The organism is Pyxidicoccus sp. MSG2 (genome assembly GCF_026626705.1).
Taxonomy (GTDB): Bacteria; Myxococcota; Myxococcia; order Myxococcales; family Myxococcaceae; genus Myxococcus.
This window is the reverse complement of the sequence record NZ_JAPNKC010000001.1, coordinates 4956797-4976820: the sequence shown is the minus strand read 5'-3', so window position 1 is coordinate 4976820 and position 20024 is coordinate 4956797. Positions and strand designations below refer to the sequence as shown.

Here is a 20024-nt window from a genome sequence, read left to right as displayed (position 1 = left end):
CTGGGGAGGGGACGCGCATGTTCATCGGAGACTGGATGGGCCGGGGCGCCCTGTACTGGCCCGACAACGTGGCGGTGGTGGACACCGCGAAGGGTGAGGCCGGCCGCTTCACCTACCGCGCCCTCAACGCCCGCGCCGAGGCCCTGGGCGCCTGGCTGCGCGACGTGGCCGGGGTGAAGCGCGGCGACCGCGTGGGGCTCGTGGCCCACAACGGCGTGGAGTACCTGGACGCGCTCTTCGCCTGCGGGAAGATTGGCGCCATCTTCGTCCCCTACAACTGGCGCCTGCACGCCGCCGAGCTGACCGACCTGGTCCGCTCCATCCGCCCGCGCGTGCTCCTCTTCGGTGACGACTTCCGCGACGGCGTCGCCCAGGTGCGCGAGCGCATCGGCGACTCCGTGCGCCTCGTGTCCCTGGAGTCGCATGGGCTGCCCGGGGCGGACGCGTACGCGACGGCGCTGGCGCACGTGCCCGCCTCGCCGGTGACGAACGACAATGTCGCGGAGGAGGACATCCTCTGCCTGCTCTTCACCGGTGGCACCACCGGCCGCTCCAAGGGTGCGCGCGTCAGCTACCGCATGGTGGCGTGGAACACGCTCAACACGCTGGTGCACGAGGTGCTCCCCGGCGACGTCACGGTGACGCACACGCCCATGTTCCACACGGGCGGGCTGCTCGTGTACACGGTGCCGCTGCTGACCGTGGGTGGCACCGTCGTCATCATGCGCCGGTGGGACCCGGAGGCGCTGCTGGACCTCATCCCCCGCGAGAAGGTGACGCTCTTCTTCGCGGTGCCCACGCAGTACCAGCAGCTCCAGGAGTCGCCGCGCTTCAAGTCCACCAGCTTCTCCACCGTGCGCTTCATGACCAGCGGCGGCGCGGCCCTGCCGGTGCCCCTCATCCAGGCGTGGCAGGCGGTGCACCCGGTGCCCTTCAAGCAGGGCTTCGGCATGACGGAGTTCGGCCCCGGCCTGTTCAGCATGGGCCCCGAGTTCGCCGTGTCCAAGGCGGGCTCCATCGGCCGGCCCAACTACTTCATCGCCGCGAAGCTGGTGGACGATGACGGCCGCGAGGTGCCCGTGGGCGAGGTGGGCGAGCTGGTGCTCAAGGGCCCGTCCATGTGCTCGGGCTACTTCGAGGACGAGGCCGCCACGCGCGAGGCCATCGACGCGGACGGCTGGCTCCACACCGGCGACCTGGCGCGCCGCGACTCGGACGGCTTCTTCTTCATCGCGGGCCGCAAGAAGGACATGTTCATCTCCGGTGGGGAGAACGTGTACCCGCTGGAGCTGGAGTCCGCGCTCTACGAGCACCCCGCCGTGGGCCAGTGCGCGGTGGTGGGCGTGCCCGATGCGAAGTGGGGCGAGGTTGGCCGGGCCTTCGTGGTGCTGAAGCCGGGGGAGCAGGCCTCCTCCGACGCGCTGCTGGAGCACCTGCGCGGCCGGGTGGCGCGTTTCAAGGTGCCCAAGCGGGTGGACGTGGTGGAGCGCCTGCCGATTTCCGCGGCGGGGAAGATTCTCAAGCGCGAGCTGCGCGAGGCGGCCATCGCCGCCGACGGCGAAGCCCGCTGAATGCAGGTGTCGGGAGGGCCCCACGCTGGCGGCCCTCTCCTATCGACTGTCACGTCATCCCGGCGGTGCCGCCGGAGGAAGAGGAGCAACCCCATGAAGAAGCAGATTCTGTCGGCGGTGGTGCTGTGCGCGCTGGGCTTCGCTGGCTGCGGTGAGGACGACCCCGTCGTCGACCCGCCGGACAACACGCCCAAGCTGGACAGCCAGGCCAACATCCTCGCGTTCCTCGACGGCAAGTCGCTGCAGATGACCGGGGCCAACATCCCCAGCCACCCGAATGGCTACAACGAGGACATCGACTACGGCGCCGCCACCCAGTGCTACAAGAGCGTCACCATGAGCGTGGCCGGTGGCAACTTCAAGGTCGACAGCATCCCCGGCACCATCGAGGGCTCGCCGGGCGTCGGTCAGCCGGGCGGCACCTGCAACCATGACCTGGCGAAGAACCCGCTGTCCTTCACCTCCACCACGCTCGTCATGGAGAACGTGGCGGCGGACGGCAGCTGCTTCGACGTGACGTTCAACTTCCCGGGCGGCCTCGTGCAGGAGGGCCGTGGTGGCTTCTCCGCGGACCGCAAGCAGCTGAAGCTGGAGCTCTTCTTCAAGGGCCAGGCCACGGGCAGCAAGTGCGCCAACGGCGCGGTGGGCGCCGACGGCACGGTGACGCTGAACAAGGCGCCGTTCTCCGGCAACGCGGTGCAGACCTACGTCCTCCCGTAGGTCGTACTCCCTCCGTCCCGGCAGGAGGGCGTGCTCCTCTCTCCTTCCGGTGACGGGCCGGGTGGGCGCCCTGCATGGGGGTCATCCCGGTGGTGGTGGTCTGGAGTACCGCCGCACCGCCCGTCCCCTCCTCCTGGCGAGGTATGAAGGGCCCCGGCGCACGCATCCGCAGCACGCACGATGACATCTGAGCCCGGTGAGCCCGGGGCGCCCCCTGCTCGGGGCCGAGGTGGATATGACGGGTAGGTGGCTTGAAGCACGCGCCCTGCGGCGCGGCGCGGTGGCGCTCGCGCTGGGGCTCGCGGGACTGGCACTGCCAGCGGCCGCGCAGAGCACGCCGGTCCCCGGCCTCTATTACGGCGACTGGCTGGAGGAGAAGGACCGCGACGAGGACGCGAAGCCTCGCGAGTTCATCCTCATCAACTACTTCTTCACGCGCCTGTCGCTGACGAACCAGGTGGGTGACCCGGCCGGCCTCCGCGGCGTGGCGCTGGGCCCCATCGGCTCACCCGTCGGCAGCGTGGTGGGCGTGGAGCCCGGGCGCTCGGCGTACTTCGTCGAGCAGCGCTGGATTCCCGTCATCGAGTACAGCCCCTACTTCGTCGACGGGCTGGCCTCGTTCCGCGCGCAGTTCGAGGTGGACTTCCTCTGGGGCCGCTCGGCCAACACCATTGGCCAGAACGAGGGCGGCGGCTTCAATGCCGACCAGGTCAACATCCAGACGAAGAACGTCAACGTCGCCATCTACCCGACGCGCATCCCCGCACAGCTCACGCTGCTCATCGGCACGCAGCCCGTCTACGACACCCCGTTCGACCCGACGCGCACGCCGCTGTCGGACATCGTCCGCACCGGCTACAAGCTGGCCTTCCTCGGCAGCGACGCCACCGGCCTGTCCCTCTTCAGCAGCTACAAGGGCCAGGCGCGCCTGACGCTGCTGCCGCTGGGCAGCGCGCAGTCGGACCGCGCGGAGCAGAACGACCCCCGGCTGAAGTACATCTGGCTGGCCATGGCGGACTACGTCTACCCGGTCCGGCCCAACACCAACGTGGGTCTGTCGTTCTGGTACCTCAACGACAACACCAAGGGCGACGCGTATGCGTTCGAGGGCCTGGTGAAGAGCGGCCCGTCCTCCACCGGCCTCCCCGGCTTCGTGGGCACGGCGCGCTTTCCGATTGAGCGCCCCACCGGCGACGTGGTCTGGGTGGGCGCGCACTTCAACCACAACATCGACTTGCGCAACGGCCGGCTCGGCGCGTCCGGCTTCGTCATGTACAACGGCGGCAAGTACACCAGCGACGACCCGGAGACGTCGGTGCTGGACTCGCTCAGCATCTCCGGCCTCTCCGCCAACCTGGAGCTGATGTACCAGTGGGGCCGCGGGCCCGCGGACCTGCTCACGCTGGAGGGCATGTTCACCACCGGCGACAGCAACACGCAGGACGAGCGCTACACCGGCGCCTTCACCCTCAACCAGTACGGCATCCCCGGCGCGGTGTGGTTCAACCACAAGATGCTCATCCTGTTCCCCTTCACCAGCACCGTGAACAACTACACGGGCGCGGTGTCGGACATCTCCAACCAGGGCTACGGCCTGCGCGCCGGCATGGCCACGGCGGCGTGGGACATCGTCCCCAACAAGCTCAACCTCAAGGTGGGCACGGGCATCGCCAACACGGGCGCCACGCCCACGCGGTGGAACCCGGAGGTGCGGCGCGGGCGCTTCATCGGCACCGAGGTGAACGCGGAGCTGCGCTACCACATCCGCTATCTCATGACGGCCGGCCTGCACGCCGGCTACCTCATCCGCGGCAGCTTCTACGACGGTGCTCCCACCGTGCGGAGCAACCCGTGGGCGGCCTTCACCACCTTCACCTGGTACGCGTTCTGACCATGAGCACCTCCCGCGCCTTCACCGCCCTGCTCCTCGCGGCGGGGTTGTCCTCCGCTGGCTGCGTGCGCTCGTTCGCCGGCCAGTCCGCCATCTCCTTCCAGGACCTGGACTACACCGCCGAGGGCACGAAGCAGCCCTGGCCCGTGCAGCGGATGCCGCTGCCGCGCACCGCCGCGCAGTACGGCATGCCCACCGTGCCCGAAGTGGCCTACGTGGACATGCCCGGCGCTTCGCCGGACGCGAAGACGGTCATCTTCGTCCACGGCCTGGGCTCGTACCTGAAGTTCTGGCGCTCGCAGCTCGACGCCTTCCACCAGCAGGGCTACCACGTCGTCGCGGTGGACCTGCCGGGCTTCGGCAAGTCCGACAAGCCGGGCACCTTCCCGTACACCATGGAGGCCATGGCCGACGTGGTGCTCGAGGTGGCGGACGCGCTGCGCGTGGAGAAGCCGATTCTGGCCGGGCACTCCATGGGCGGGCAGACGTCGCTCTCCTACGCCATCCGCTACCCGGAGCGCCTGAGCGCGCTGGTGCTGGTGTCGCCCGCGGGCTTCGAGAAGTTCTCCTGGAAGGAGAAGGCCTGGTTCGAGCGGGTGATGAGCACGGAGTTCATCAAGGGCGCGCCGGAGTCCGCCATCTGGGGCAGCGTGCGCCAGGGCAACTTCATGAACTGGCGGCCGGAGCTGGAGTGGCTGGTCGAGGAGCGCGTCCGGGTGGCGAAGTCGCCCGAGTTCGACGCGTACGCCTACGCCAACGTGCGCACGGTGAAGGGCCTGGCGCACAACGACTTCGTGCGCGACAGCCTCCACCACATCACCGTGCCCACGCTCATCGTCTACGGCACGGATGACCGGCTCATCCCCAACCCGTTCCTCCACGGCGGCGAGACGCGCGACATCATGGAGTACGGCGCGTCGCGCATTCCGGGCGCGAAGCTGGTGCCGCTGAAGGGCTGCGGCCACACCGTGCAGCTCGACTGCCCCGCGCGCTTCAACGAGGTGGTGCTGCCCTTCCTCCGCGACGCGGCCCAGGGGCGCATCGCGGTGCCCGAGGGCACGGAGCCGAAGCCCGAGGCTCCGAAGCCGCAAGCTCCCCCGTCCGGAACGCCGGCGCCGGAGAGCCTGCCTCCACCCACGCCGAGCCAGGAGGGCACTCCAGCGCCGGCCAACGCTCCGCACCCGTGAGGCCGTGAGGCCATGAAGTTCCCGAGGCCCCTGCCTTCGCCTGCGCGAGGGTGGGGGCCTTCGTCGTCAGGACGAGCACACCGTGGTGTTGGGGAAGCCCGCCGTCTGCGCCACGACGACGTACTGGCCGCTGGTGGTGTCCCAGCTGAGGTAGCGGGCCTGGAAGCCGGGCTGCACCTTCTCGCCGGTGCCGTAGGAGTTGCCGTCGCTCGCCCACTGCCAGGCGACCTTGTCGTCGTTGGGCTGCGAGGAGTCCGTGTAGAGCCCCACCCAGTCCCACTTGCCCACGGACGTCGCGGACCAGGACAGGGTGAACTCGCCGTCCTCATAGCCCAGGCAGACGTTGTAGCTGGCGTCCGCCGCGCGCACTGAGCCCTTCGCTTCAATGGGGTGGTTGCGCAGAATCTGGGCGGCCTGGGCGGGGGTCATCTTCTTCGGGTTGGTGGACATGGCAAACCTCGCGGACACGCGCACGGCGAAGCGCCGTGCGCGTTGGACGTGCCCGCCGCCGTGAATCGGAAGCGGGCGACCGTGCTGTCAGGGTCGCAGCGGGGTTGAGCAAGGCGGGTGCCAGCGCGCGTGCGCGGGTCGTCCGGCCTCGTTCCGCGAGGTTGCGCGTCGGCTGTGTCGCTTCGGGCTTCGCGCGCCGCCGGCCGACGTGTCGGGCACCCCAGGTCGTGTCGGGTTCCGACATGTCGGCGCGGCGCGGCCCGTGCCGGGCTACGGGATGCTGTGGTTGCGCACCATGCTGTACTGCACGGCCGCCGTCAGGTCCTTCGAGTTGAAGTGCCCGTACGGGTACGCCGAGTACACCTTCTCGCCCGTCTGGCCGGGGATGCGGGAGGTGTAGCTGCCGTAGACGATGCCGCTGTAGCCGATGACCTCATCCGCGGTGGAGTAGATGCTGTAGCGGTACGCGCCCTCGTAGCCGCTCGAGGCGAGCAAATCATTGAGGTACGTCGAGCGGCCCGTCACGAAGCCGAAGTAGAGGTAGCCCGGGTACAGGCCGTTGGTGGAGCCGCACGTGGGCGTGCCGGGGCCCGTCTGGTAGCAGGACGTGAGGCCGAGGTTGGCGCCGGCAATGCCGACGAAGGTGTCCACCGAGCCGGTGAGCGGCGCGCCCACGTAGTAGTCGCCGCCGTCGGCCAGGTCGTTCGCCCAGCCACCCAGGATGGCCTTGCGCGCGAGCGTGACGCCCATGGAGTGCGTGACGATGTCCACCTTGGAGGCGCCGGTGTACGCCTTCACCGCCTCGATGAACTTGCGCACCTTCATCACGTTCGCCTTCGAGTGGTACTGGTACGCGGACATCGCCGCGCTGGCCGGGCCCCACGTCGTGGCGTACAGCTCGCTCGTCTTGTAGCCATTGGCCAGGAAGTAATCGACGGAGGCGGACCAGCCCGTCTGGCCGACGGTGCCCGTGCCAATGGCCTTGTCCGAGTTGCCGTGGATGAAGATGACGGGCTGGTTCACCACAGTGTCCGTGCCGCTGGCCTTGCCGCCGTAGCTGCCGCCGGACAGGTCCGCGCGCACGAAGTCATAGCTGCTGTAGCCGTTGGCGCCGAGCCACTGACTGAAGTGCGTGGTGACACCGGTGGTGACCGCGGCGGACTCCGCGGTGCCCAGCTGCTCGCCCGCGGGCGCTTCGACGGCGGGCGTCTCCGGGAGGGTGGAGTCCGGCTCGAGGCCCTCACCGCAGCCAGTGGTGACACCGAAAAGCAGCGTGCCCGCGAGGTAGAGCGAATGCCGCAGTCGCATGACTTCTCCTTCGATTGTTGGGGGGTGCGCGCGGAACGGAAGAGTCCTCGAGCGCGATACACAGTGTAATGACAGTTCATGCGCGCGTCGTCAGTCGAGTGGACGTGCACGCACGTTGTCGCGCTGCGTTGCGTGATACTCACGTGTGCATGCGCGCACGCAAGGTCGTGATTTCAAAAGCGGGTGGGTACGAACGGCTCCATGTTGAAAACCTGAATCAGGTTTCACCTGGGCCGGGCGAGGTGGTGGTCGCCACGGAAGCCATCGGAGTGAACTATGCGGACTGCGTCATTCGCATGGGGCTGTACGCCTCGGCGAAGGAGTACGTCGGGTGGCCCATCACCCCGGGTTTCGAATTCTCAGGAACGGTGGTTTCCGTGGACCCAGGCGTCACCGACCTGGCGGTGGGGGCTCGGGTTTTCGGTGTCACACGTTTCGGTGGGTATTCGACGCACGTTGCCGTGCCCCGGCACCAGGTGTTCGCGCTGCCGTCGCGGCTGACGATGGAGCAGGCGGCGGGGTTCCCCGCGGTGTTCCTCACGGCGTACTACGCGCTGCTCGAACTGGCGCGCCCGAGGCCCGGGGCGAATGTGTTGGTGCACTCGGCGGCGGGTGGGGTGGGGAGCGCGCTGTTGCAGTTGGGGCGCATCGCCGGGTGCCGGATGGTGGGCGTGGTGGGCGGGACGCACAAGGTGGAGGCGGCGCGCGAGCTGGGGGCGGACGTGGTCATCGACAAGAGTCGCGAGGACCTGTGGGCGGCGGCGGAGCGCGCGTCGCCCAAGGGGTATGACGTGGTGCTGGATGCGAACGGGCCGTCCACGCTGCGCGACAGCTACAAGCACCTGTCGTCGCCGGGGAAGCTGGTCATCTACGGCTTCCACTCCATGTTGCCGCGCACGGGTGGGAAGCCGAACTACGCGAAGCTGGCGTGGGACTGGCTGCGGACGCCGCGCTTCGACCCGCTCACGCTGACGAACGACAACACCAGCGTGCTCGCGTTCAACCTGTCCTATCTGTTCGAGCAGCGCGACGTCCTGGCGGAGTCCATGGCGCGGCTGCTGGGCTGGGTGGAGGAGGGGAAGCTGGTGTCACCGCGCGTGACGCCCTTCCCGCTGGACGCGGTGGCGGAGGCCCACAAGGCGCTGGAGTCGGGCACCACGGTGGGCAAGCTGGTGTTGGTGCCGTGAGCGGCGGCTCAGGGCTCCTGGCCCCCAGCATGGAGGTCTCCGACGGCTTCGATGCGTACCTGGACGGAGCCGCACTGACGGGGGACGGCCGCGCGGACTTCCGGGGTGAGCGCCTCCACGTTGACCTTCACGTGGTAGTCGCCACCTTCGGAGGCAAGCCCGATGCCTCGGAGCCAGCGGGTGCCGGCAAGGCGGCGGCCAAGCTCGTCCTTCACGTTCCTGGCTTCTGCTCGCGATGCCATGCTCGAAAGGTAGCGACTTGCGCCGGGCGCGTCACCTCACCTACTGGCCCGCACGGCCCTGCTTCCGTTGCCGCTCCTTCATCAGCGTGTCGATGCGGCGGCCCAGCGCGGGGATGCGCTGGGTGTAGCTGATCTTCGTGCTCACGGAGGGGAAGCCGTCCTCGCCCTTCGACGGGTCCGCGGCGCTCGCCACCGACGCGTCGTAATAGCGGTTGCCCAGGTTGGACAGGAACACGACGATGTAGTGACGCGGTGACGCTCCCGGCAGCGAGCGCACGATGCCGCCGTCGCTCCCGTAGTTCTCCGTCTGCCCCGTCTTGTGCAGGAACGTCACCTGCGCCGCCGCGTTGCATGGCCGTGTGTCCCTGCCGAACGCCGTCTCCGCCGCCGTCACCGTGCCGTCCTTCGGGTCCACCCACCGCGCCGGCTCCGCCGCGGGGATGCCCGGCTCCGCCTTCGGGTCTCCGCACAGCACCGTCGACGACAGCGCCTCGTGCAGCGCCTGGTCCGCCAGCAGCGACTGCAAGTACACCCGCGACGCGGACGACAGCTCCGCCGCCGTCACCTCGCGGCCGGCCGGCGTGCGCCACAGCACTCCCGGCCCACCCTCGATGAGCAACAGCAGTCGCGCCGTATCCAGCGCCGTCATGTGGATGCTGCCCGGGTTCCAGCTCCGCCCCGTCACCGGTGACGTGCCATTCACCTGCAACGTCCCCAGCCCCAGCTCCGCCAGTTCCTGGTTCAGTCCCGCCAGCTCCCCCTTTTCGTGCAGCAGCTTCACCAGCGCCTCGGTGGAGCCGTTGTCCGACTCCGTCACCATCGGCTCCATCCACCGCCACACCGGACGCTCGCCCTTGTCCTCCGTGTCCCGCAGGAAGCGCCACGGCTGCGCCAGCGTCACCACGCCCCGGTCCACCAGCCGCATCACCCGGAAGGCAATCATCAGCTTGAACAGCGAGGCGGGGTAGGGCGCCATGAAGCGCAGCTTTGCCTTCTCGCGCCCCGGCACCACGTCCTCCTCCGCCGTCGCGTCAGCCCACCCCTTCTGCCCGTCCCACCGCTCCAAATCCCACCGCGTGTAGCGCACCGCCGTCGTGCCCCACGTCTTCGGGTCGATGGGCACCCCCACGCCTTTTGGGTAGTCGCGTGACAGCAGCACGTTGGCCGCAGCGACGGGCCGGCCCTCCGCGTCCAGCTCGATGACTGCCACGTCCACGTTCGGCACGTGCGCGATGCGCTCCCCGTTGCGCTTGAAGTCCAGCACCTGGTCGAAGCCGGATTCCGTCACTGTTCGGAGCAGCTCCCGCTCCAGCGAGGCGGAGGCCTTCCTGACCCGCTGCGTGTTCTCTCGCGGTGCCTTGCGGGGTGCCGCGCTCGCCTCGGGGCCCCAGACCAGGGACACCGTGAGCAGCGCTCCCGTCATTCCGATGAAGACGCTCCGTGCCGAATCCCGCATGTGCTGGCTCCCTGATGCCGCTTCGCGTCGTCGCTTCCGTCCGTCCCCGGCATTCCATGCCGAGGTCCACCCTCGCGCAATGAAACGGAGGCACGTCGATATGCCAGGCCTGCCCGCGCGTTGCGATTTCCCTTCAGGGGCCGCCTGCCTGTTGCCGCCTTCTTCGCGAGGCCACGGGCATTTCAGACGAAGTCGAGGAGGACCGCATGAAGACGTGGTTCCGTGGCGCCATGGCGCCAGTCCTGGCCGTAGCGTGGTCGCTGTTGGGCTGTGGCTCCGAACCGGTGGAGGAGGCCGCTCCGACCCCCTCCCCCGCGCAGGAGCTCAAGAAGCAGGACGAGGGAGACTGGACTCCAGAGCGGCTGGCCGCGTGTCGGCCCATCACCGACGGCAGCTCCACCGCCGAGTGTGGCACTCCCGAGGCCTTCGACCTGTCCCGCTGTGACACCGAGAGCCTGGATGCGCTGGACGCCCAGGGCCCCTTCACGCTCCACCTCGTCGGCGACGGCATCCTGGAGAACGACAACGACCAGTCCATCTCCGCCCTCCGCTTCGAGGCCGATGGCCGTGTCTTCTGGGACGGCTACGCCGTGGGCGAGGCCCGCGTGGGCGCGGGGACATTCTTCCTCTCCAACTCCGGGACGCTCCGGGATGGTCGCAAGTACCGCTCGTCCTTCGTGGGCTGCAAGGCGCGCGGGTCGAAGCGCGTGACGGGCTGCTACGTGAGTTGCCTCGGGGGGAACGCCACGTACAAGGCCACCTTCGAGGCGGAGAAGGTCTCCCGGCGCCCCGGTGAAGGCGAGTCCTCCGGTGGCCTGTCGCTCGTCGGAGAGGGCATCGTGCCGCGCGGCATCGCCGCGGACGTCTTCGTCACCCATGGCCATGCGTACGTCGTCGCGCTCGAGGACCCGCTCTTCGGGCCCGGCGGTCTCTACGTGTATGACCTGGCAGACCGCACCTCGCCCCGGCTCGTGAAGTCCATCTTCTTCCCGGGTGACAGCTACTGGAACGGCGTGTGGGCCAAGGACGATGCCCTCTATGTCGCCAGCGGCGTGCGCGGCGTCCTCGTCTTCGACATCTCGAACCCCGCGGCCCCCGCGTTCCTCCGCGCGGTGCCCGGCAATGGCTATCTCAACGCGCACACCCTCTACGTCGACGGCAACCGGCTCTACTCCATGTCCGCCGCGCCCACGCCGCAGACGCTCATCTTCGACGTGACGGACGCGAAGCAGCCCGTGCTGCTCAACCGGCACCAGGACCCCAGCGTCGACCCCACTGTCGCCACCTTCCCCCATGACGCCACCGCTCAGGGCGACCGGCTCTACGTCAACCACTGGCGCGCCGGTCTGCTCATCCTCGACGTGAGCGACCCGCTCAACGTCGTGAAGCTCGGCCAGTACACGTACCCTCGCGCCACGAGCCACACCCACCGCGTGGGCGTCTTCAAGGGACGCGTCATCGCCTTCGAGGGCGGCGAGGACTGGGGCGCCCACCTTCGCGTGCTCGACATCACCGACCCGGCGAATGTGGAGCGCATCGGCGAGTACGGCCTCACCCCGGGCGTCTCCATCCACAACATGGAGCTGAAGGGCGACCGGCTCTACCTCTCGCACTACCAGCACGGCGTGCGCGTGCTGGATGTGTCCAAGCCCAAGCACCCGAAGGAGGTGGCCTACTACCAGACCTGGCGGGAGGGCGACCGGGCCCGGGGCAACATGTTCCATGACGGCGCCATCGGCATGCGCGTGCCCGGTGACGGCTATGTCTACGTCGTCGACACGTCGCGGGGCCTGCTCATCTTCCCGGAGCCGTAGCCGTCACCTCGGGAGCGGGTGTGCCCGGCCCCGGTGTGCATCGGCCGGGCACTCACCCCTTCGGGTCGGCTAGCGTGCGGGGCCATGCCCATCGTCCATGACTGGCTGGCCCGGCGCGCCGCGCTCGACCCCGACAGCACCGCCCTCATCGACGCCAACCACGGCGAGCGTCGCATCTCCTTCCGCGAGTGGGACGCCGCCGCGTCACGCACCGCCGCCTTCCTGCACCACACGCTCGGCGTGCAGCGGGGCGACCGCGTCGCCGTGCTCGCGTACAACTGCGTCGAGTTCCTCGACCTCGTCTTCGCGTGCGCCAAGCTGGGCGCCATCCTCCAGCCGCTCAACTGGCGCCTGAGTCCCGCGGAACTGGGTGCGCTCCTCGCGGACGCAGAACCCTCCGTCCTCGTCTTCGGCTCCGAGTTCCGCGCCCAGGTGGACACCGTCCGCGCCCGCGCGTCCTTCGTGCGGCACTGGCTGTGCCTGGAGTCTCCCGGTCCCGGCGAGCGCGCCTTCTCCGAGCGGGACGCCGCCCCGTCCGCGCCACTCCCGCCGCTGGAGCTGGAGGCCGATGCGCCGTGGGTGCTCTGCTACACGGGCGGCAGCACCGGCGTGCCCAAGGCCGCGGTGCTCACGCATGGCTCCATCACCGCCAATGCCGCGAACACCGTGGTGAGCTGGGGGCTGAATTCCAGCGACGTGGCGCTGCTCAACGCACCGTTGTTCCATGCTGGCGGCTTGAGCGTCTTCACCACCCCGCTGGTGTACGTGGGTGGCGCCTCCGTGGTGTGCCGGAGCTTCGACGTGGAGGGCGTGTTCGACCTGGTGCACCGGGGCGTGGTGAATCTCGTCTTCGGTGTGCCCACCATGTTCATCGAGATGCAGCGCCACCCGCGCTTCGAGTCGGTGGACCTGACGCGCCTCAAGCTGCTCATCAGCGGCGGCGCGCCGTGCCCGGGCCCGGTGTTCGAGCGCTTCTTCGCCCGGGGCGTGGACTTCAAGACGGGCTACGGGCTCACCGAGGCGGGGCCCAACAACTTCTGGCTGCCTCCGAGCGACGTGCGCCGCAAGCCGGGCGCTGTCGGGGTGCCCCTATTCCATGTCGAGGCCCGCATTGACGGCGAGCAGCAGCCGGGCGACGTGGGCGAGTTGCTCCTGCGTGGGCCCCACCTGTGCGCGGGGTACTGGCGCCGGCCCGAGGACACCGCGCGCACCTTCGTCGGAGGCTGGCTGCACACCGGCGACCTCGCGAGCCGTGACGCGGACGGGTGCTTCCGCATCGTCGGGCGCAGCAAGGACCTCATCATCTCCGGTGGAGAGAACATCTATCCCTCCGAGGTGGAGAGCGTCCTCGCCGGCCACCCGGACGTGGCCGAGGTCGCCGTCATCGGCGTGCCCGATGCGAAGTGGGGGGAGACGCCGCGCGCGCTCGTCGTCGCCCGTCCCGGCACGAAGCCCACGGCGGAGGCGCTCCTCGCGTTCTGCGAGGGGCGGCTCGCCCGGTACAAGACGCCGAAGTCCGTGCGCTTCATCGACGCCCTGCCGCGCACGTCACCCGGCAAGGTGGACCGGCGCGCGCTCAGCGCCGCGCATGGAGCGCCGTGAGACGACGGTCAGCAGTGCTCCCTCACCCAGTCGAGCGCGAGGCGCACGCGCCGGGGGAGCAGCCGCCGTGACGGATACACGGCGAACAGCTCGCGCGGCTCCACGGTGCGTCCCACCACCGTGAGCCGCACCAGCTTGTCACCCTGCGGTGTGAATGCGTCCAGCGGCGCGCAGACCACGCCCAGGCCCTCCACCGCCGCGGCAATCGCCACCCTCGGGTCATTCACGGTGTGCCGCTCGTTGGGTCGCAGCTCATCGAGCGAGCCGTCCTTCCGGCGGAGCTGCCAGGTGCCTCCGGGCCGACTCACCACCGCGGGCACGGAGGCGAGCGTGTCGCGGTCCAGCCGGGTGCGGCCGTGGAGCACCTCGCGAACGAAGCGCGGGGACGCGGCGACGGCGAAGGGCACGAACGCGATGCGCCGCGCCACCAGCTCCGCGTCCAGGATGGGGCCCATCCGGAAGGCCAGGTCGTAGCCCTCCTCGACCAGGGGCACCACCGTGTTGGTGAGGGTCAGCTCCACGGTGATGCGCGGATGCTTCGCGGCGAAGGCGAACAGCGCGGGGGCAATGCGCTGGCTCCCCGTCAGCACGGGCGCCGTCACGCGGAGCCGTCCCGCTGGCTCCTCCTCGCGGTCCACCGTCCGGTCCAGCACCGAGGCCAGCTCGTCCATCAGCGGCCCGGCGCGCTCCAGCAGTCGCTCGCCCTCATCGGTGAGCCCCACCCGCCTGGAGTTGCGCTGGAGCAGGCGGGCGCCCAGGGCCTCCTCCAGGTGCGCCACCCTGCGGCTCAGCGTGCTGGTGGGAACCCCGAGCCGCCGCGCCGCCTCCACGAAGCTCAGGTGACGCGCCACCGCCGCGAAGAGCCGCAAATCTTCCAGGGGCATCGTTCCATCCATGGGATGGAGCCTGCCACGGCATCCCATGGTCAGCGAGGCCCGCTTGTCGCTACTTCTGGGGCATGAACCTTCAAGACCAGCATGTCGTCATCATCGGTGGGTCGTCGGGCATCGGACTCGGAGTGGCCAGCGCGTGCCTGGAGGCCGGCGCCTCGCTGACGCTCGTGGGCCGGGCGCCCGACAGGCTCGACGCCGCCGCCACACGGTTGGGCGGTGGGCAGCGCGTGCGCACCTTCACCGCCGACGTCACCGAGGAGGCCCAGGTGCGCGAGCTCTTCCAGTCGCGCCCGCCCGCGCACCACGTACTCCTCACCTCGGTGCATCCGTACTACCAGCCCATCCGCCAGCTGGACCTGGCGCAGGCACGCCGCACCATCGACTCCAAGCTCGTGGCGGCGCTCCACGTCGCGAAGCATGCGAACTTCGCGCCCGGGGGCTCGTTCACCGTCACGGGTGGCATCGCCGCGGAGCGGCCGGGGCCGGGCGGGTCCGTGATTGCCGCTGTGAATGGGGCGCTGGTGTCGCTCGTTCGAGCGCTGGCGCTGGAGCTCGCGCCGGTGCGGGTCAACGTCATCTCTCCCGGCTGGATTGACACGCCGACGTGGGATGTCGTGGCGGGGGCCGCCAAGCAGCAGCGCTTCGAGCAGCACGCGCGCCGGCTTCCCGTCGGGCGCATCGGCACCACCGCGGATACCTCCAGCGCGGTCCTCTTCCTGATGGGGAATGGCTTCATCACTGGCGAGGTGCTGAACGTCGATGGCGGGCACAAGCTCGTATGAGATGGTGCCCCCGGGCATGGCCGTCCGGGTCTGCACTGCTCAGTGGCTGCGCTTCGCCACCGGCGAGGTGCTGAACGTCGATGGCGGGCACACGCGCGTGTGAGACGGGCGCGCCCGGGCATGGCTACCCGGGCCTGCGCCGCTCAGCGGCTGCTCTTCGCCTTCGCGACCCGCATCTCCGGTGGATGGGCCCGCTTGGGAGTCGCACGCTCCCGGTTCCGGGCACGCGGGGGCGTGGGGTCCACCGCGCGCCGGGACTGCCTCGCCGCCTCCAATGGGGGCGCGAGGAACCACAGCCAGAGCCACGGGCTCACTGCGCGCCCCGCATCCGCTGGCGCATCGCCTCGTGCCGGCTGCGCTCCTGCTCGCGGGCCTGGGTGATGAGCTCGCGCGCCCGCGTCTTCTGCGTGTCGCTCAGCACCGCTTCCGCCTGCGCGTACGCGGCGTCGTCATTGGCGCGCACCTCCTGGAAGAGCGGTTCCAACTGCTGCCGCCGCGCCTCCATCGTCGCCGCGTCGGGCGGCGCGCCCGCCGGGGGGCCGCCATTCGCGCGGCCGCCAGCGCCCGGGGGCGGGTGCGGTGGCCTCAGGGCCTCCAGCTTCTCGATGAGCGGCGCGTTCTTCTCCTCCAGCGCCGCCTGCAGCCCGCTCACCGTGCCCACCTGCTCCGGCGTGAGGGCGAGCGTCTCCCGGTTCTCCAGCAGCAGCTGCAGCGACGACGGGGGGCGCCGGCGCATCATCTCCCCGCCACCGGAGCCGCGCTGCGCCTGGGCATCCTGCGCACACGCCAGCACCGGGAAGGCCAGCATCATCACCACGGGCAACTTCTTCAGGAACGACATGGGCTTCCTCCGTTGCACCTGAGCCCGGGCGGCCCTGCCGTCCTTTGCCTGCTCGGCAGGTCCCCTGGCTCTTCCACGATGCAATCTGGATGCGCCCCATGTCCTGAAGATGAACCGTCCATTACGGCATGTGTCGAAAGGCCCCGGAGGCCGCCGTAACAATTCGTCATCGCCTCGAAGTGTTACGGACATGGGAGGGTGACAGCTTACGGTCGTGGCCCGGCGGTAAAGTCTTTCGACTCGCCCTCAAGACGAGACCAGACCCCTCCAAGGCCTCCGGACCACACCTTTTCGTTGTTACCCTTCCGGGAGCTCGAGATGCGGGAGACACAGTTCATGGAGCAGCCCATTCCCCCGGCCCCGGAAGAAGGCACCGTCCAGGTCCTCCTCGTCGAAGATGACGAGCGACTCGCCCGGCTCACCAGCCGCTACCTCCAGGAGCACGGTGTCGTCGTCACCGTGGCGTACTCCGGTACCGAAGCGCTCACGGAGGCCAGCCGCCACTCCTTCGACGTCGTCCTCCTGGACCTGATGCTCCCCGGCCGCGACGGCCTGGAGGTCTGCCGCGAGCTGCGCAGCCGCAGTGACGTGCCCATCATCATGGTCACCGCGCGCGGCGAGGAGGCCGACCGGGTGCTCGGCCTGGAGACGGGTGCGGACGACTACCTGCCCAAGCCCTACTCGTCCCGCGAGCTGCTCGCCCGCATCCGTGCACAGGTGCGGCGCGCCCGCGGCAAGGCCGGCCCCGCCACCCAGCCCGTCCACGTGGGACGCCTGACGCTGGACCCGCGCAGCCTCAAGGCCACGCTGGACGGCAAGGTGCTGCACCTCACCACCTACGAGTTCGGCCTGCTGCGTGTGCTCGCCGAGCGCGCCGGGCGCGTGCTCAGCCGCGAGCAGTTGCTCGATTTGGTGAAGGGCAGCGCGGACGAGGTGTTCGACCGCTCGGTGGACGTGCACATCTTCCGGCTGCGGCAGAAGCTGGAGGAGGATCCGCGCAACCCCATGCTGCTCAAGACGGTGCGTGGTGCGGGCTACATGCTCGCCACCGGGGACGAGACTTGAGCGGGTTCTCCTTCCGGCGTCCCGGCCGGCTGCTGCTGCGCATCTACCTGGTGGGCCTGGCGCAGCTCGTGCTCGTCAGCGTCGTGTTGTTCCTCGCGCGCTCGCTCATCGTCGAGAAGCCCTTCCGGCACGGCTTCAACCGGCACCTCCAGTACAACGTGCGCGAGTGGGGGGAGCTGCGGAACAATCCGGCGGCGCTCCAGGCCTCGCTGGACCGCGCGGCGCGGATGATTGATGCGCAGGTGACGGTGCGGGACGCGTCCGGGCAGCTCATCGCCAGCAACACGTCCACGCCCCTGCCGCCGCTGAGCGCCGCCGAGCTCGAGGCGCTCTCCCGGTCGGGAGGAGCCGGTCCACCGGGGGGGCCGGGACGGGGCGGGCCAGGAGGACGGGGAGGACCCGGAGGACCCGGCGGACTGCCCCTGCCAGGCGTGTCGCCTCCGGATCCGCCGCCGCCCCTCCCGGTGCTCACGTTGCCCATCCCCGAGCGAGGGCCGGTGGAGGCGTACGTCTCCATCCTCATGCGTCCTCCCACTCCGCCGTCGGAGAACACGACGTTCATCGTGGCCGCGGTCCTGGTGTGCACGGCGATTACGTCGCTGGTCTTCGCGCGCACGCTGGCGGGGCCGCTGCAACGGCTGGCGCAGGTGGCGCGGGAGTTCGGCGCGGGGAAGCTGGACACGCGCACCGGCTTCCGCCGCCACGACGAGCTGGGCGAGGTGGCGGAGGCCTTCGACGAGATGGCCGGCCGCATCACCCACCTGCTGCGCTCGCAGAAGGAGTTGCTGGCCAATGTGTCCCACGAGCTGCGCACGCCGCTGTCGCGCATCCGCGTGGCGCTGGACATCGCCGCCGAGGGCGACGCCGCCACCGCGCGCGAGCTGCTCACCGACATCACCGAGGACCTGTCCGAGCTGGAGCGACTGGTGGAGGACGTGCTCACCGCCGCGAAGCTGGACCTGGCCAACGGGGGCTCCAGCGGCGGCACGCCCCCACTGCGTCTGGAGCGCGTGGACGCGCACGCGCTGGTGGACAAGGCCGCGGGCCGCTTCCGCATCGCTCGTCCCACGCACACGCTGGAGGTGAGCGTGGACGAGTCCCTGCCCGTGCTGGAGGCGGACCCGGTGATGTTGCGGCGCGTGCTGGACAACCTGCTCGACAACGCGGGGAAGTACTCCGAGCCACGCACCACCGTGCGCCTGCGCGCGCGGTCCACCGGACAGGGGCTCCTGTTCGAGGTGGCGGACCAGGGCATCGGCATCGACGCGGCGGACCTGCCGCGCGTGGGCACGCCGTTCTTCCGCACCGACCGCAGCCGCGCCCGGAGGACGGGCGGCGTGGGGCTGGGGCTCACCCTGGCCCGGCGCATCATCGACGCGCACGGCGGGACGCTGGCACTCGAGAGCCGCGCGGGCGAGGGCACCACGGCCCGCATCACCCTGCCTGCCGCCGCGCCCGAGGTGCAGCCGGGCGGGCAGGCGGAGTCCGCCTCTTCAGCCGGGTGACACGGGCGGTAATCCGGCCGTCATTCAATGAAATGAAGAGCCCCGTACATCTGGGGGCATGAAGGTCGCGACTGAAGCACCGCGGAGCCTCGAAGTTCTCGCTCCCGCGGCTCCCGAGGTGGAAGACATCAAGCGCCGGGTGCGGTGGTGGGGCTGGGCGCTGCTGGTGGTGGCGGTGTTGGGCGCGGTGGGACTGTGGCGCGCCCGGAGTCGCCCGGTGGACCCCGCGGCCGCGTTCCAGACGGCGAAGGTGGAGCCCCGGCGCATCACCACGAAGGTGACGGCCACCGGCACCCTCTCCGCGCTGGTGACGGTGGAGGTCGGCAGCCAGGTGTCCGGCCGCATCCAGGAGCTGCTGGTCGACTTCAACTCCGAGGTGAAGAAGGGCCAGGTCATCGCGCGGCTGGACCCGCAGCTCGTCCAGGCGGCCGTGGACCGGGCGAAGGCGAACCAGCTGGCGGCGCGCGCCAACGTCACCAAGGCCCGCGTGATGGCGGACAACTCGCGCAAGCAGGCGGAGCGGGCTCGCACGCTGCGCCAGCAGCAGTTCATCTCGCAGGCCGACCTGGAGAGCGCGGAGGCCACGGCCGACAGCGCGCGCGCCGAGGTGGCCGCGATGGAGGGGCAGCTCGCGCAGGCCCAGGCCGCGCTGTCCGAGGCGGAGGTCAACCTGAAGCAGGCCACCATCGTCTCGCCCACGGACGGCATCGTCATCTCGCGTGACGTGGATGTGGGGCAGACGGTGGCCGCGTCCCTCCAGGCGCCGAAGCTGTTCACCATCGCCGAGGACCTGCGGAAGATGCAGGTCAACACCAGCGTGGCCGAGGCCGACGTGGGCCGGCTCCAGCCGGGGATGACGGCCACCTTCACCGTGGACGCGTGGCCCGGGGAGCGCTTCACCGGCACCATCCGGCAGATTCGCAACGCGGCCACGACGACACAGAACGTCGTCACGTATGACGCCGTCATCGACGTGGCCAACCCGGACCTGAAGTTGAAGCCGGGGATGACGGCCAACGTCACCATCGTCACCGCGCAGAAGGACGGCGTGCTCGCCGTGCCCAATGCGGCGCTGCGCTTCCGGCCCGCGACTCCCGAAGGGGCCTCCGAGGAGGCCGCGGCCCCGGAGCGCGCGGAGGACGGAAGCCGTGTGCTGTACGTGCTGCGTCCGGGAGCGCTGGGGCCGGTGCGCGCTCGCGTGCGGACGGGTTTGACGGACGGCAGTTATACGGAGCTGGCGCAGGGCGACTTGCACGCGGGCGACACCGTCGTCACGGGGCAGGCCGTCACCGCGAGCACTGCAGCGGCGCCACCGGTAGGTGGAGCCGCGGGCGCGCGGCCCGGTGGCATGCGGCCACCGGGACGGGGCGGGCCCTTCTAGGGCGGCGTGGAGGACGGGGACATGGACGCGCGAGACAGGGCCTTTCAGGGCGGCGAGGAGAACATGGGCATGCGCACAGGACGCGAAGCCCCGCCGCTCGGTGAGTCGGGCGGTGCGGGCAAGGCCTTT

General features: G+C 70.1%; 18 protein-coding genes. 12 read left to right on the top strand and 6 right to left on the bottom strand.

Annotated elements, in window-relative coordinates:
* Positions 1–17 precede the first annotated feature (17 nt).
* The 4 genes from OV427_RS19310 (at position 18) to OV427_RS19295 (ending at position 5369) form a co-directional block, all read left to right on the top strand.
* Positions 18–1571 carry an acyl-CoA synthetase gene (locus tag OV427_RS19310; RefSeq protein ID WP_267857596.1) on the top strand — a complete coding sequence of 518 codons (1554 nt, stop codon included), beginning with the start codon at positions 18–20 and terminating at the stop codon, positions 1569–1571.
* A gap of 93 nt (positions 1572–1664) precedes the next feature.
* A complete protein-coding gene (locus tag OV427_RS19305; RefSeq protein WP_267857595.1) occupies positions 1665–2291 on the top strand; it encodes a hypothetical protein in 627 nt (208 codons plus the stop codon).
* 235 nt (positions 2292–2526) lie between these two features.
* Complete coding sequence (locus OV427_RS19300) at positions 2527–4182, top strand: hypothetical protein (RefSeq protein ID WP_267857594.1); 1656 nt, start codon at positions 2527–2529, stop codon at positions 4180–4182.
* A gap of 2 nt (positions 4183–4184) precedes the next feature.
* Entirely contained in the window at positions 4185–5369 is a 1185-nt protein-coding gene (locus OV427_RS19295; protein WP_267857593.1) for an alpha/beta fold hydrolase, read from the top strand.
* Between the two features lie 66 nt (positions 5370–5435).
* On the opposite strand, the gene OV427_RS19290 is transcribed toward OV427_RS19295, so the two are convergent.
* Together OV427_RS19290 and OV427_RS19285 are read right to left on the bottom strand one after the other, a co-directional pair.
* Positions 5436–5819 (bottom strand): hypothetical protein, encoded by a 384-nt coding sequence (locus tag OV427_RS19290; protein ID WP_267857592.1) that lies wholly within the window; start codon positions 5817–5819, stop codon positions 5436–5438.
* 270 nt (positions 5820–6089) lie between these two features.
* Positions 6090–7127, bottom strand: coding sequence for a lipase (locus OV427_RS19285; protein ID WP_267857591.1), 1038 nt, complete (start codon positions 7125–7127; stop codon positions 6090–6092).
* 149 nt (positions 7128–7276) lie between these two features.
* Here OV427_RS19285 and OV427_RS19280 point away from each other — a divergent pair, with 149 nt between their 5' ends.
* Positions 7277–8314 (top strand): synaptic vesicle VAT-1 family membrane protein, encoded by a 1038-nt coding sequence (locus tag OV427_RS19280; RefSeq protein WP_267857590.1) that lies wholly within the window; start codon positions 7277–7279, stop codon positions 8312–8314.
* 8 nt (positions 8315–8322) lie between these two features.
* On the opposite strand, the gene OV427_RS19275 is transcribed toward OV427_RS19280, so the two are convergent.
* Both OV427_RS19275 and OV427_RS19270 read right to left on the bottom strand, forming a co-directional pair.
* A complete protein-coding gene (locus tag OV427_RS19275) occupies positions 8323–8529 on the bottom strand; it encodes a hypothetical protein (RefSeq protein WP_267857589.1) in 207 nt (68 codons plus the stop codon).
* Between the two features lie 67 nt (positions 8530–8596).
* Entirely contained in the window at positions 8597–10012 is a 1416-nt protein-coding gene (locus OV427_RS19270; RefSeq protein WP_267857588.1) for a serine hydrolase, read from the bottom strand.
* Between the two features lie 206 nt (positions 10013–10218).
* On the opposite strand from OV427_RS19270, the gene OV427_RS19265 reads away from it, so the two are divergent.
* Both OV427_RS19265 and OV427_RS19260 read left to right on the top strand, forming a co-directional pair.
* Complete coding sequence (locus tag OV427_RS19265; RefSeq protein WP_267857587.1) at positions 10219–11826, top strand: LVIVD repeat-containing protein; 1608 nt, start codon at positions 10219–10221, stop codon at positions 11824–11826.
* An 84-nt stretch (positions 11827–11910) separates the two neighbouring features.
* The gene (locus tag OV427_RS19260; RefSeq protein WP_267857586.1) at positions 11911–13428 is read left to right on the top strand and encodes an acyl-CoA synthetase; all 1518 of its coding nucleotides are present in this window, start codon (positions 11911–11913) and stop codon (positions 13426–13428) included.
* Positions 13429–13436: 8 nt separating this feature from the next.
* Here OV427_RS19260 and OV427_RS19255 read toward each other — a convergent pair whose 3' ends face one another.
* Positions 13437–14312 carry a LysR family transcriptional regulator gene (locus tag OV427_RS19255; protein ID WP_267857585.1) on the bottom strand — a complete coding sequence of 292 codons (876 nt, stop codon included), beginning with the start codon at positions 14310–14312 and terminating at the stop codon, positions 13437–13439.
* Between the two features lie 74 nt (positions 14313–14386).
* Here OV427_RS19255 and OV427_RS19250 point away from each other — a divergent pair, with 74 nt between their 5' ends.
* Positions 14387–15103, top strand: a complete 717-nt coding sequence (locus tag OV427_RS19250) for an SDR family oxidoreductase (RefSeq protein WP_267857584.1) — start codon at positions 14387–14389, stop codon at positions 15101–15103.
* Positions 15081–15206, top strand: a complete 126-nt coding sequence (locus OV427_RS19245; protein WP_267857583.1) for a hypothetical protein — start codon at positions 15081–15083, stop codon at positions 15204–15206. The genes OV427_RS19250 and OV427_RS19245 overlap by 23 nt, the downstream gene beginning before the upstream one ends.
* A 207-nt stretch (positions 15207–15413) precedes the next feature.
* Here the strand turns inward: OV427_RS19245 and OV427_RS19240 are convergent, their stop codons facing one another.
* On the bottom strand, positions 15414–15944 hold the full coding sequence (locus OV427_RS19240) for a hypothetical protein (RefSeq protein WP_267857582.1): 531 nt from the start codon (positions 15942–15944) through the stop codon (positions 15414–15416).
* 336 nt (positions 15945–16280) lie between these two features.
* On the opposite strand from OV427_RS19240, the gene OV427_RS19235 reads away from it, so the two are divergent.
* The 3 genes from OV427_RS19235 to OV427_RS19225 are packed head-to-tail and all read left to right on the top strand — an operon-like array spanning position 16281 to position 19895.
* Complete coding sequence (locus OV427_RS19235) at positions 16281–17009, top strand: response regulator transcription factor (protein ID WP_267863446.1); 729 nt, start codon at positions 16281–16283, stop codon at positions 17007–17009.
* A complete protein-coding gene (locus OV427_RS19230; protein ID WP_267857581.1) occupies positions 17006–18514 on the top strand; it encodes a HAMP domain-containing sensor histidine kinase in 1509 nt (502 codons plus the stop codon). Before OV427_RS19235 ends, OV427_RS19230 begins: the two co-directional genes overlap by 4 nt.
* A 58-nt stretch (positions 18515–18572) precedes the next feature.
* The gene (locus tag OV427_RS19225; RefSeq protein ID WP_267857580.1) at positions 18573–19895 is read left to right on the top strand and encodes an efflux RND transporter periplasmic adaptor subunit; all 1323 of its coding nucleotides are present in this window, start codon (positions 18573–18575) and stop codon (positions 19893–19895) included.
* Positions 19896–20024 lie beyond the last annotated feature (129 nt).